This is a genomic window from Pandoraea sp. E26 (assembly GCF_000681415.1).
GTDB classification, from domain to species: Bacteria; Pseudomonadota; Gammaproteobacteria; order Burkholderiales; family Burkholderiaceae; genus Pandoraea; species Pandoraea pnomenusa.
Genome location: NZ_AYXJ01000042.1, coordinates 1 through 13,105 on the forward strand (window position 1 = coordinate 1; position 13,105 = coordinate 13,105).

Annotated in this window: 11 protein-coding genes; 8 read left to right on the forward strand and 3 right to left on the reverse strand. The window is 61.9% G+C overall.

Features of this window, described 5'->3' with window-relative positions:
* Positions 1 to 447 precede the first annotated feature (447 nt).
* Positions 448 to 1,245, forward strand: coding sequence for a DUF3047 domain-containing protein (locus W930_RS28665; RefSeq protein WP_063504897.1), 798 nt, complete (start codon positions 448 to 450; stop codon positions 1,243 to 1,245).
* An 87-nt stretch (positions 1,246 to 1,332) separates the two neighbouring features.
* On the opposite strand, the gene W930_RS0123550 is transcribed toward W930_RS28665, so the two are convergent.
* On the reverse strand, positions 1,333 to 2,529 hold the full coding sequence (locus tag W930_RS0123550; protein WP_023872396.1) for a M20 aminoacylase family protein: 1,197 nt from the start codon (positions 2,527 to 2,529) through the stop codon (positions 1,333 to 1,335).
* 212 nt (positions 2,530 to 2,741) lie between these two features.
* Here W930_RS0123550 and W930_RS0123555 point away from each other — a divergent pair, with 212 nt between their 5' ends.
* Both W930_RS0123555 and W930_RS0123560 read left to right on the forward strand, forming a co-directional pair.
* The gene (locus W930_RS0123555; protein WP_023872395.1) at positions 2,742 to 4,817 is read left to right on the forward strand and encodes a molybdopterin-dependent oxidoreductase; all 2,076 of its coding nucleotides are present in this window, start codon (positions 2,742 to 2,744) and stop codon (positions 4,815 to 4,817) included.
* Positions 4,818 to 5,034: 217 nt separating this feature from the next.
* On the forward strand, positions 5,035 to 6,126 hold the full coding sequence (locus W930_RS0123560) for an aminopeptidase (RefSeq protein ID WP_028731365.1): 1,092 nt from the start codon (positions 5,035 to 5,037) through the stop codon (positions 6,124 to 6,126).
* A 166-nt stretch (positions 6,127 to 6,292) separates the two neighbouring features.
* On the opposite strand, the gene W930_RS0123565 is transcribed toward W930_RS0123560, so the two are convergent.
* Both W930_RS0123565 and W930_RS0123570 read right to left on the reverse strand, forming a co-directional pair.
* Positions 6,293 to 6,772 carry a MarR family winged helix-turn-helix transcriptional regulator gene (locus tag W930_RS0123565; protein ID WP_023594048.1) on the reverse strand — a complete coding sequence of 160 codons (480 nt, stop codon included), beginning with the start codon at positions 6,770 to 6,772 and terminating at the stop codon, positions 6,293 to 6,295.
* A 153-nt stretch (positions 6,773 to 6,925) separates the two neighbouring features.
* On the reverse strand, positions 6,926 to 8,101 hold the full coding sequence (locus W930_RS0123570) for a porin (protein WP_023594049.1): 1,176 nt from the start codon (positions 8,099 to 8,101) through the stop codon (positions 6,926 to 6,928).
* A gap of 318 nt (positions 8,102 to 8,419) precedes the next feature.
* On the opposite strand from W930_RS0123570, the gene coq7 reads away from it, so the two are divergent.
* The 5 genes from coq7 to W930_RS0123595 all read left to right on the forward strand — a co-directional run bounded on the left by coq7 (position 8,420) and on the right by W930_RS0123595 (position 13,090).
* On the forward strand, positions 8,420 to 9,070 hold the full coding sequence (coq7, locus tag W930_RS0123575; protein ID WP_023594050.1) for a 2-polyprenyl-3-methyl-6-methoxy-1,4-benzoquinone monooxygenase: 651 nt from the start codon (positions 8,420 to 8,422) through the stop codon (positions 9,068 to 9,070).
* 502 nt (positions 9,071 to 9,572) lie between these two features.
* The gene (gene mraZ, locus W930_RS0123580; protein ID WP_010806918.1) at positions 9,573 to 10,001 is read left to right on the forward strand and encodes a division/cell wall cluster transcriptional repressor MraZ; all 429 of its coding nucleotides are present in this window, start codon (positions 9,573 to 9,575) and stop codon (positions 9,999 to 10,001) included.
* A 46-nt stretch (positions 10,002 to 10,047) separates the two neighbouring features.
* A complete protein-coding gene (gene rsmH / locus W930_RS0123585; RefSeq protein ID WP_023594052.1) occupies positions 10,048 to 10,977 on the forward strand; it encodes a 16S rRNA (cytosine(1402)-N(4))-methyltransferase RsmH in 930 nt (309 codons plus the stop codon).
* Positions 10,974 to 11,318, forward strand: a complete 345-nt coding sequence (gene ftsL / locus W930_RS0123590) for a cell division protein FtsL (protein ID WP_023594053.1) — start codon at positions 10,974 to 10,976, stop codon at positions 11,316 to 11,318. The genes rsmH and ftsL overlap by 4 nt, the downstream gene beginning before the upstream one ends.
* Positions 11,315 to 13,090: a penicillin-binding protein 2 gene (locus W930_RS0123595; RefSeq protein WP_023594054.1), complete on the forward strand. Its 1,776-nt coding sequence runs from the start codon at positions 11,315 to 11,317 to the stop codon at positions 13,088 to 13,090. The genes ftsL and W930_RS0123595 overlap by 4 nt, the downstream gene beginning before the upstream one ends.
* Positions 13,091 to 13,105 lie beyond the last annotated feature (15 nt).

Sequence of the window (13,105 nt, forward strand, 5' to 3'; positions counted from 1 at the left end):
CGCGATTTGTGTGGCCAGTGCCTGGAGATTCGAAGCAAAAAGCCGATCGATGTCATGGCGCATGATGCACGCGTCCGATGAACGAGCTACGCTGAGCGCGTCCCGCGGGGCGCAATGCGCAGACTCGTCGGTGAGCCGTCGGTGGTAGCCTGGCGGTGTGCGCCGGCCGTGGTCGTCGCATCTTCGGTTTTGAACCGCAAGGGTTTCGGCGTCCGAGCCCCCTGGTGATCGCTGCGTGTTGCGAAGGCCCGGTCGAGCGCGATGCGCGATCTGCTCCAATCCACTGTGCCTTGCCTTCGCTCCGTGTTGCGTCGGCGTCATGAAGTGATAATCCCGCTGGATTCGCATCTGTTTCTCGCTTAGCATTCCGCCACGGGGTTAGCGGTAGTTCGTGGAGCGAAACAGGTGGTAAATCGAGTTCGAAGCAGGCGGCCCATTGCCGCGCGCATGGCGGCGTTCTTTGCGATCGCTGCCGTTATCTCTATCGGCGTAGGCGGATGCGCCACGCCGAGTTCTAAGCCTAGCCGAACCTTATCGGACATCTCGTCGCAATACGAGAGCATTGCACCGTTGTCCGCCGCGATCAATTCAGTAGGACTCCCGCCGTATTGGGAAACCTATCTAGTGACCCGCCAGAAGCGTCTCACACGATACGAGCAAACCATGGACGGTGATGGTGTTGCGATGATTCGTGCGACTGTTGATGGATCCGCTTCGGGGCTCGCGCAGAAGCTCGATATTCCCATCTATCCGGGGGCACATCTGACTTGGCGCTGGCGCGCCGACGCCTTGCCAACGAATGCCGACATTCGCACCAAGCGGTACGACGATGCACCGGTGCGCATCGCGCTGGCGTTCGACGGAGAGCCGTCGAAACTGACGGTCCAGGATCACCTTCATCGGGAACTGGCACGCATGGTCAGCGGCCGTGAGCTGCCATATGCCACGCTTATGTATACGTGGGGTGACGACAAATTCGTTGCCGACGAGGTAGTCGCCAACCCATACACCGCGCGCATCCGCTCCATTGTCGTAGAGCGCGGCACCGCGCATCTGGGGAATTGGCAAACATACTCCCGCGATGTCGCCAAGGATTACGAGAAGGCATTTGGAGAACGCCCAGGGCGTCTCATCGGTATCGCGATCATGAGCGACGGGGATAACACCCAGACCAAATACACGGCTTGGTACGGCGACATCCAACTGCATACCGACCGCATTCCCACGGCAACAGCGTCGAAGTAGGTCGCCTTCGCACGACCCAGACAAAAGGGCCGGCAGATGACTGCGGGCCCTTTGCTGGACTCCTGATCATGCGCTCGCTGAGCGCGTCTACTTATTGCGCTCGAAATACGTCTCCACGAGCTTCACCCAGTAGGTGCCGCCCAGTGGGAGCAGGTCGTCGTTGAAGTCATAGCTGGCGTTATGCAGGTTGCACGGGCCCAGGCCATGACCGCTATCGCGGTGTGTGCCGTCGCCGTTACCAATGAAGACGTAGGCCCCCGGTTTCTCCAGAAGCATGAAGGAGAAGTCCTCCGCGCCCATCGTCGGTTCGACCTTGTCGTTGACGTTCTCGTCGCCTACCAACTGGCGCATGACATCGGCGCACAGCGCGGCCATGCGCGGCTCGTTGATCGTCGGCGGGTAATTTCGAAGGAATTCGATCTCCGTCGAGCATCCCAGGCCCTTGGCCACGAATTCGGAGATTTCGCGCAGACGCGATTCGATCAAGTCCAACACTTCGATGGAAAAGGTGCGAATGGTGCCACCCAACCACGCCACGTCGGGTACGACGTTCGTCGTGTCGCCGGCGTGAATCTGGGTGATGGATAGTACTGCGGCGTCGATCGGGCGCTTGTTGCGCGTAATGATGCTCTGCAGTGCCTGCGCGACCTGAACGGCGGCGATCACAGGATCGATACCCGCATTCGGAATGCCCGCATGCGTGCCCTTGCCGCGAATCGTGATCTTGAACTCGTTGCTTGAGGCCATCATCGGTCCGGGCGTCACGGCGAACGTGCCGGTCGGCACGCCCGGCCAATTGTGCATGCCGAACACCGCGTCCATGGGGAATCGTTCGAACAGGCCGTCGTTGATCATCTCGCGGGCACCGCCGCCGCCTTCTTCCGCGGGTTGGAAAATCAGGTAGACGGTGCCGTCGAAGTTGCGATGTTCTTGCAGATACTGCGCGGCCGCCAGCAGCATGGCGGTGTGGCCATCATGGCCGCACGCGTGCATCTTGCCCTCGTGCTTCGAGGCATGTTCGAACGTATTGGCTTCGCGAATCGGCAGGGCATCCATATCGGCGCGCAGGCCGATGGCGCGGTCGCTGCTGCCATTCTTGATGATGCCAACGACGCCAGTCTTGCCGAGACCGCGATGAATGGGGATGCCCCACTTCGTCAGCGTATCGGCGACGACGTCCGACGTGCGCTTTTCTTCAAAACACAATTCCGGATGAGCGTGAATGTCGCGTCGGATGGTCTGGATTTCGCCGCGGGCGGCGTCGATTTCTGGAATGAGCTTCATGACGAAATTTCCTGCGGAGCGCAATGACTCATCTTACCCCTATTGGAGAGGTCTGACATCTTGGTAGGAAATGGCTTAGGACGCCACCGGATTTCTCCGGAAAACGTCTCGGGTCCCCGTGTTGCGGGGCGCTGCGGGGGTGAACGTAATACAATATCGCCAGCACGCCACCATTTCCGGGCGCAGCAAACCGGCAGAGAGGAGTAGTTTTCATGACGACCAATACCCACGTCGTTCGGGCCGCGTGTCCGCATGACTGTCCCGACACGTGTGCATTGCACGTAACCGTGGAGAACGGCGTCGCGATCAAGGTCCAGGGAGATCCCGAGCATCCGACGACCAACGGCGTCCTGTGCACGAAAGTCTCGCGCTATACCGAACGAACCTATCACCCGGATCGTCTGCTGCATCCGCTCAAGCGCGTCGGCCCCAAAGGCAGCGGACAGTTCGTGCAGGTCGGTTGGGATGAGGCGCTAGACGGGATCGCAGCGCGGTTGCGCGCCATCGCGGCGCGCGAGCCGGAGGCCATTCTTCCTTACAGCTATGCCGGCACGATGGGGTTCGTGCAGGGCGAATCCATGGCCGCACGGTTTTTCAACAAACTCGGCGCGTCCGACCTCGACCGAACGATCTGCGCCAGCGCGGGTGCCGCAGGGCTGCGGTACACATACGGGGCAGGCGTTGGCATGCATGTCGAGCACTTCGCCGACAGCAAGCTGATCCTGATCTGGGGCAGCAACCCGATCACGTCGAGCGTGCATTTCTGGGCGATTGCGCAGGAGGCCAAGCGCCGCGGCGCGAAGCTGATCGCGATTGACCCCTATCGTTCGCTCACGGCGGAGAAGTGTCATCAGCACATTGCGCTGTTGCCGGGCACCGATGCCGCTCTTGCGCTGGGGATGATGCACGTGCTGATTGCGGAGAATCTCGTCGATCACGAGTACATCTCGCGACATACCGTGGGATACGCCCAACTCAAGGATCGTGTGCGCCGTTATACGCCCGCGCGCGTGGCGGAAATTTGCGGCATCGATGAGGCGACGATCATCACGCTGGCGCGTGAATATGCGAGTGCGAAGCCTGCGGCAATCCGGCTGAACTACGGCATGCAGCGGGCCAAGGGCGGCGGTCAGGCGACGCGCGCGGTGGCTTGCCTGCCGGCATTGATCGGCGCCTGGCGTGATCCTGCCGGCGGGCTGCTGATGTCGACGTCGGGATATGCGCCGGTGGATGCGGGTGCTCAGGCTCGTCCGGATCTGCGTCCGCATCGGGACAAGCCAGCGCGGGTGGTGAACATGAGCGCGATCGGCGATGCGCTTTGCCATCCGGGGGGCGGGACGTTCGGTCCGAAGATCGAGGCGCTCGTCGTGTACAACAGCAATCCGGTGGCCGTTGCGCCCGAATCGGGCAAGGTCGCTGCCGGTTTTGCTCGCGAGGACCTGTTCACGGTCGTGCTGGAGCATTTCCAGACCGACACGGCCGATTACGCCGACTTCGTGCTGCCCGCCACCACGCAGCTCGAGCATCTCGATATTCACAAGGCCTACGGCCATACCTATCTGCTGGCGAACAACCCGGCGATCGCACCGCTCGGTGAGGCCAAGCCCAACTCGGAGATCTTTCGTCTACTGGCCCGAAGAATGGGCTGGCAGGAGGCCTGCTTCTCGGATACGGACGATCAACTCGCGGCGCAATCGATGCGCTGGAGCGACGCGCGCATGGCGGGAAGCGATTGGGAAACGCTCAAACGGGACGGCTGGATTCGCTACGATCTGCCCGAGGCGCCATTCGCGAACGGAGGGTTTTACACGCCGTCCGGAAAATGCGAGTTCTACTCGGAACGCATGCTGGAAGAAGGCTTCGATCCTTTGCCTGATTGGGTACCGCCATACGAGTCGGTGGCGAGTAATCCGGGCCTGGCCGCGCGTTATCCACTCGCAATGATTTCGCCACCGGCACGTAACTTCCTCAATTCGAGCTTTGTGAATGTCGAGAGCCTGCGTGCTTCCGTCGGGGAGCCAACGCTGGACATCCACCCGTCGGACGCCGCGTCGCGTGGCATTGCCGATGGCGCCGGTGTGCGCATCTTCAACGACCGGGGGACGTTGCGCGCCAAGGCCAGAGTCACAGAGAAGGCGCGCGAAGGCGTTGTCGTGGGGCTGTCGATCTGGTGGAAAAAGCTGGCGCCGGATGGCAAGAACGCGAACGAAGTGACTAGCCAACAGTTGACGGATCTGGGCCGGGCACCCACGTTTTACGACTGCCTGGTGGAAGTCGTGCCGGCCTGAACCGATTTTTCATGCTGCCGCCGAAGGGGGCGCGATGCCGTCTTTGTTTGCGAAGCTCCCGGCGCGTTGTCGCCGACTCGCGCGGGAATGGTGGCGGAACGCCCGCATATCCCACATATCGGCGTTCCTGTCAGACGCGCCTGCGCGGCTTCCCGTGAATTTTCCGAGCGTGCCGACGTCCTGTTGGGAGCCGGTTGTCGTGCGGCGCCGGAAACGGGTGACCAGGGCATCGTTGACGTGCGGGTTCGCGCTTGTCCTCGCGGGATGTGGCCAGATCGGCTACTACGCACAGTCTATCAATGGTCATTTCACCGTGCTGCACGATGCGCAGCCGGTGGCCAATCTGCTCGCCGATCCGTCGATCGACCCACGCTTGCGCGCGCGCCTTGTCGAAGCCGAGCAGATTCGCAGCTACGCCGTGACGGCGCTGGATGAGCCGGACAACGGCAGTTACCGCAGTTACGCAGATCTCAAGCGACCCTTCGTCGTGTACAACGTTTTCGCCGCGCCGGCATTGTCACTTAAGCTACGCGAGTCGTGCCTGTTGGTCGTCGGGTGCGTCGAATACCGTGGCTATTACTCGCGGGAGTCGGCGCAAGCCTATGCCGACGAGCTGCACCGCGATGGCTGGGAGACGTTCGTCGCGGGAATTCCCGCCTATTCAACGTTGGGTTACTTCGACGATCCGCTGCTGAACACCTTCATTTATCTTCCCCGCGCGGAAGTCGCGCGCATGATCTTCCACGAACTTGCACACCAGATTCTGTTCGTCCGGGGCGATACACCGTTCAACGAGTCGTTTGCCGTGACGGTGGAAACCGTGGGTGTGCGGCGATGGCTGGCATCACATCCCGATGCCGCTGTGGAGTACGAGCGCTACGACGCGCATCGACGCCAGTTCCGCAGGTTGGTCGACGGCTATCGCAAGCGCCTGGAGGCGCTGTATGGAGGCGGCGGGACAGATGCCGAGAAGGCCAGACAGAAGGACATTCTTTTCGCCGGCATGCGTGCCGACTATGACGCATTGAAGGCCGGATGGGGCGGATATAACGGCTTCGACCGATGGTTTGAGAGCGATCTGAACAACGCCAAGATCGGTGCTTTCTCCACATACAACCAGTGGGTGCCGGCGTTCATGGCCCTGTTGGCGCAGGAGCAGGACGATTTGCCGACCTTCTACAAGGCGGTGAAAGCGCTGTCGAAGCGTCCCGAAGCGGAGCGCAACACCGAACTCGCCGCATTGGATGGCACGCCAGCAGCCGCCGCCGCCCGTGCACTGCTCGATACTCCGTTGCAGGCGAAGCGATAGGAAGCCGTTTCCGTGAGCGACAGGCCACCGTGGCGGCGGCCACCATGGTGCCGAAATACGGCGGCAATGCCGGAAATGACGGCGATGCAGCTACGATGGTGCAGCGATTTCACACGCGTACGGGCCCGCACCAGACGCGAAGGGGGGACCCGAGAACGGACAAGGATCAACCGATGACCGACTTCAGGTCGCCGAGCAGGCCGTAGAGTTGCTGCTGCCGATCCTCCGGCAGTCGGCCCAGACGCTGTTCGATCCAGCTTTCATGCGCTCGCGCCATATTGGAGAACGCCTTCTTGCCACGCGGCGTGAGCTTGATGAGAAAGGCGCGCCGGTCGTTCGCGACTGTCTCGCGCGTGACCCAGCCCTCTTTCTCCAGTTGGTCGGTGATGCCGGTGACATTCCCGCCGGTGACCATCATCCGCTTGCTCAGCTCCCCCATCTTCAGCCCTTCAGGATGCCGATCGAGCTGGGCGAGCAGGTCGAAGCGGGGCAGTGTGCAATCAAACTCCTGACGCAGGCGGGACCGGATATCCGTCTCGATCAGATTGGCACATGTCAGCAGCCGCAGCCAAAGCCGAAGGGCGTCGTGCTCGCGATCGTGGGCTCGCGTTTCGAGATCGAGAGAGTCGGAGTCGGCGAGGCTCATGATGGATGGCGTGAAATTTACAGTATGGAAATTTTAGGTTTGAAATAAACCCGGGGTCAAGCTGGGGGCGCCCCGCAGGGGGGGCGGAGGACATAAAAAAAGGGCACCCGAAGGTGCCCTTTCGTCAAAGACTAAGTGACAGAAGCTGTCAGCTTAGAACTTGTGACGGATACCAGCCGTAACGGCGAACTGGTTCGTGCTTTGCGAGTAGCCCAGGCCGTTCAACGATGCGCCGCCAGGAGCGTCGTTGTTGGCGTGTTGCCACAGACCAACCAGGTACGTGTCCGTGCGCTTCGACAGGAAGTAGTCGACGCCCAGGTTGACTTGGTGGTACTTCGGCGACGTGCCGTTCTTGTTGCCAACCGTACCATTGATCGTCGACCACGTGTACGTGTACGACGCACCCAGTTGCAGAGCCGGGGTCAGCATGTACTTGGCGTTGGCTTCGACGTTGTCGAACTTCCAGCTGCCACCGCCAACGTATTGATACACGCTGTGGCTATAGACCAGACCGATCGTAGCCGGGCCGAAGGCGTACGAGCCGCCTGCCGATGCGATCCACGACTTGTCGTTGGCACCACCAGCCGTCATGGCGGTGCTGGTATCGTTGACTGCGGTCGTCGGGTTGTTCATCAACGAGCCGGTGTTGTTGCTACCCGGGGCGCCGAGGTACAAGTAACCAGCACCGAACGACACCGGGCCGTTAGCGTAGCCCAGACCGAACGAGTATGCGCGGTTGTTAGCGAAGCCCGTACCGTCCGTACCGTTGTTAGCCGAGTTCGAGAAGCTGTACAGACCGCCGGCGCTGAAACCGTTGTAGTTAACCGTCGTGTACTTGATCGAGTTGTTCAGACGGAACGTATTGTTCAGGTTGTCGTTGTCGAACGGGTGAGCGCCCGCGAACGTCGCCCACTGGCTGCCCGAAGCGTACGGACCGACGAAATCAACTACGGAGTCGTACTGACGACCGATGGTCAACGTACCAGCCGTTGCGCTGCTCAGACCGACGTAGGCTTGACGACCGAACATGCGACCGTTTTGGCCCAGCGTGCCGTTACCAAGCGAGAAGCCGTTTTCCAAGACGAAGATCGCCTTCAGGCCGCCACCGAGGTCTTCAGCACCCTTCAAGCCCCAACGCGAGCCTTGCAGGTTGCCGTTGGCGAACTGGAAGTTCTTCGCAGTGGTAGCCGTGCTCGACAGGTTGCCGCCAGTCTTGCTGACGTATTGAACACCAGCGTCGATGATACCGTACAGGGTCACGCTGCTTTGTGCGTGAGCAGCGCCAGCGAATGCGCCGAGCACGCCCAGAGCGAGAAGCGACTTTTTCATTGAGTGATCTCCAAAGGATTGTGAGATTTGTTTAACAAGGTCACTAGTGATAACGTCCTTGCTAATCAACTTCGCGAGAAGTTGGACGTAATGTAACAAATTCAATGTGGGCGGCAAAGGAAAAGGCCGGTTTTGCGCGGGTTTGCGGGCACCTTTGTTTCGTTTACGCAACATCCCGGAAACCGGCTTCTGGCGGGGCTTCCGTGCGTTTGCGCCCGCGCAAGGCGCGCCGGGCAAAGGGGCGTATCATCGGCGGCGGACGCGAAATAATCGTCCAGCGTTCCACATTGTGAAAGATTGAAGTGAGTTGAATGTACGATGTTCTCCGACAGCCTGATCTCCGAACTTGACCGCGGCCTGCGAGCGATCGCCGGCGTCACCCGGGCCTCACGCCCGACGCCCGTTGCGACGACGCCTTCTTCCCCTCAGGATGTATCGATCGGCGATGATGCCCTGACCCCGCAAGAGCGACGCCACGTGGCCGGGCTCATGCGCGTGAATCACGTGGGTGAGGTCTGCGCGCAGGCGCTCTATCAGGCACAGAAGCTGGCGACGAAGCGTTCTGAGTTGCGGGCGGCCTTCGAGCACGCGGGCAAGGAGGAAGAAGACCACCTCGCGTGGACGGCGCATCGCCTGACGGAGCTGGGCTCGCGCCCGAGCTTGCTCAATCCCCTTTGGTACGCCGGGGCGTTCGCGATTGGTTTTGTGGCCGGCAAGTGCGGCGACAAGGTCAGCCTGGGCTTCATGTCGGAGACCGAGCGCCAGGTCGAGCATCATCTGGATGGTCACCTCAACGATCTGCCACCGCATGATCTGCGCTCGCGCGCGATCGTCGATCAGATGCGGCGCGACGAGATCGAGCACGGTCAGGCAGCGCGTGACGCCGGCGGTGTGACGTTGCCGGTGCCGGTACAGCGGGTCATGCGGGCCGCGGCCAAAGTCATGACGACGACCGCCTACTATATATAGAGGGATGCGCGGGGCGATGACAGTTCGCCCGCCCGACCCACAACGGCAACAGGAAGACGAAGCAGCAGAACAGCCCCATCGCGCGACGGCAATACCTCCCCGACTGACCCCCACCTCCCGTGTCGATTTTCCCTTTGCCCCACGGCCGCCGACCGGTATCGACCGGGTTCCGGCACGGCGTGAGCGCGCACTACCCGGTATCGATAGTGCTGGCGGGCCTCCTGCGAGGCGATGCACAAAGTTTGAGGTTCCACTTTCACTATCGCAGTTATGTCTTTAATTTTCCTGACAAAATTCCGTTTTCCGGCTTTAGGAAAGTGCGCTAAGTCATTGTTCTGTCTGACAAATTCCCCTGGAAAAACAGGTGAAACGCTTGACCGCCCAAACACTCTCCTCTAAAGTGGGAAATAGTGTGAGAAAGTGTATTTTTGTGTGGTGTAAGGCACGAAATCTTTCTCTTTCGGCATGACGGGCAGGCGGACGAAACCTCACGGGAGCGCACGTGTTTCAGGGAGCCTCGGCACTTTCACTGGATGCGAAGGGACGGATGTCGATTCCGGCCCGGCATCGTGACGTGCTTCAGGGCGACGCTGAAGGCAAGGTGACGATCACGAAGCACCCGGACGGTTGTCTTTTGCTGTTCCCGCGACCCGAATGGGAAATCTTCCGCGGCAAGATCGCCGCACTGCCGATGGACGCGCACTGGTGGCGGCGCATTTTCCTGGGCAACGCAGCCGACGTCGAGATGGATTCGGCGGGGCGCGTCCTGGTGGCGCCGGAATTGCGCGCGGCTGCGGGCATGGACAAGGAAGTCATGCTGCTGGGTATGGGCAGTCACTTTGAACTCTGGGATGCCGCGACATACGCCGCCAAGGAACAGGCGGCGATGGCGCAGGGCATGCCGGAAGCACTGAAGAACTTCACTTTTTGACAGATCAGGTGGTCCGACGAGCATGGCGCACGCGGTGGAAACGGTAATGCAGCACCGCACGGTCCTGCTGGAGGAGGCCGTGGATGCCTTGCTGTGGCGCGACGACGGCGTTTACGTCGACGGCACGTTCGGCCGCGGCGGGCACAGTCGCAGGGTTCTGGAGCGGCTGGGCGCAAAGGGGAGATTGATCGCGTTCGACAAGGATCCCCAAGCGATCGCGGAGGCGGCGAAGATTGCCGATCCGCGATTTTCGATTGAGCACGAGAGCTTCGCGACGTTGCGCGAAGCGCTGGCCCGACGCGGTATCGACAAGGTGTCGGGCGTTTTGCTGGACCTGGGCGTCTCGTCGCCGCAGATCGACGACCCTGCGCGCGGATTCAGTTTTCGTTACGACGGTCCGCTCGACATGCGCATGGATCCCACGCGCGGCGAGTCGGCGGCGGATTGGCTGGCCCGGGCAACGCTGGAAGAAATGACGGAGGTGATCAAGGACTATGGGGAAGAACGGTTTGCTTTTCAGATTGCAAAGGCGCTTGTTGCTCGCCGGGCAAACGCCGATCGCCTCGGTCCACTCGTCAGTACACGCGAGCTTGCCGAGATCGTGGCGGGTGCCGTCAAGACCCGTGAGAAGGGCAAGGACCCGGCAACACGTACCTTTCAGGCTCTACGGATTCACGTCAATCAAGAGCTTGCGGACCTGCAGATAGCCCTCGATGTGGCGGCCGATGTCCTCGAAACGGGAGGCAGACTCGTGGCGATCAGCTTTCATTCGCTGGAAGACCGTATCGTGAAGCGCTTCATGCAAGCGCGCGCGAGCGCGCCGGCGGTCGATCGCCGCGTGCCGTTGCGCGCCCACGAGATTCCCGAGCCGCCGTTCAAGGCCAGCCGCAAGATCAAGCCGTCCGCCGCCGAGGTGGAGGCCAACCCGCGTGCGCGCTCGGCGATCATGCGGGTCATGGAGCGGGTGTCGACATGAGCCGGCTCAACGTCCTCCTGCTTGTGCTGCTCATCGGTTGCGCATTGTCGTTGATCAACGCGCAATATCGTGCGCGCGGTACGTTCGTCGAACTCAACCGCGAGCAGGCGCTCGAGCATCAACTCCTGCAGGACTGGGATCGCCTCCAATACGAGCAGAGCGCGCAAAGCAAAAGCGCGCGCATCGAAAGCGTGGCGCGCACCGACCTGAAGATGCAGGCCGTCTCGCCGGGCCGCACGCAATATCTGTCCGCGCCCGCCGGCAGCGCCGGCGCCATGGTGGATGTGCCGGTGCCGAGCGCGAGCGCCGCGTCCGCCCCCGCGAGCGGAGGCAAGCGATGATTCGCCGCAAGGACGCCAAGGCCAAGACCAAGGATGTGCAGTTCTCTGCCAGCCCGGTCCTGTCCGTGCGTCTGCCGATGTGGCGCTCCAGGATGCTCGTGTTTGTGATCTTCGGCGCATTCGCGTCGCTGGTCGCGCGCGCGTTCTGGATCCAGGGGCCGGGCAACGCCTTCTATCAGCGTCAGGGCGAGAGTCGTTACGAACGCACACTGGAGATGTCCGCCACGCGCGGCAAAGTGTTCGACCGTAACGGACAGGTGCTTGCCACGAGTCTGCCCGTGAAAGCCATCTGGGCCATTCCCGAAGACGTGCCCGACGACATTTCGGCGCAGCAGGTGCGCCAGCTCGCCAGGTTGCTCGAGATGAGCGAGTCGGATCTGCGCCGCAAGTTCAACCAGGAAAAGAGCTTCGTCTACGTGAAGCGCCAGGTGCTGCCCGACGTGGCCAAGCAGGTGGCCGATCTGGACATCCCGGGCGTTTACCAGCGCAAGGAGTACAAGCGCTTCTATCCGGAAGGCGAGATCGCCGCGCACGTCGTCGGCTTTACCAATGTGGAAGACATCGGCCAGGAAGGCGTCGAGCTGTCGATGCAGAAGGCGCTGGCGGCCACGCCGGGCAGCCGGCGCGTGATCAAGGACCGGCTGGGGCGTGTGGTCGAGGATCTCGACATTCTGGCCCAGCCGCGCGACGGTCACGACATCACGCTGTCGATCGACAGCAAGATTCAGTTCCTCGCCTATAGCGAACTCAAGGATGCCATCGAGCGCACCGGCGCCAAGGCCGGCAGCGCCGTGGTGCTCGACGTGCGCACGGGCGAAGTGCTCGCGCTCGCGAACCTGCCCACGTACAACCCGAACAACCGCACGAACCTGACCGGTGCGCAGCTGCGCAACCGCGTGATCACCGACACGTTCGAGCCAGGCTCGATCATGAAGCCGATCACCATCGCCGCGGCCATCGAGAACGGCCACGTGAAGCCCACGTCGACGGTCATGACCACGGGCCGCGCCAACTTCTTCGGCGCAAACATCACCGATACGCACGACTACGGGCTGCTGACCGTGGCCGGCGTGATCCAGAAGTCGAGCAACATCGGTACCGCGAAGATCGCATTGCAGATGAAGCCACAGGAAATGTGGGACATGTTTACCAGCGTCGGCCTCGGACAGGCGCCGAAGATCGGTTTTCCCGGCGCCGTGGCGGGGCGTTTGCGTCCGGCCAAGAGCTGGCGCCCGATCGAGCAGGCGACGATGGGCTACGGCTACGGCCTTTCCGCCTCGTTGATTCAACTCGCCCGTGCATACACGGTGTTTGCCCACGACGGCGAGCTGCTGCCGATCTCCATCTACAAGACGGATGGCAGCGTGGTGAAGGGCACGCCGGTGATCTCGCCGAACACGGCCCGCGAAGTGCGCAAGATGCTTGAAATGGTGACGTCGCCCGGCGGCACCGCCACGCGTGCCCAGGTCGTGGGTTATCGGGTGGGCGGCAAGACCGGGACCGCCTACAAGCAGTCGGGACGGGGGTACGACAAGAGCAAGTATCGCGCATCGTTCGTCGGCATGGCGCCGATGTCCGAGCCGCGCATCATCGTGGCGGTCACGCTCGACGAGCCGGGACGCGGCTCGCACTACGGTGGCGTGGCGGCCGGACCGGCGTTTGCCGCGATTGTGGGCGGCACGCTGCGGGCGCTGAACGTCGTGCCGGATTCGCCCGTGACGAAGCTCGTCGTGAGCGACAAGGTGGAGGAGAGCGAGCCATGGGCACCGTGACTTCGACGCCCAAGC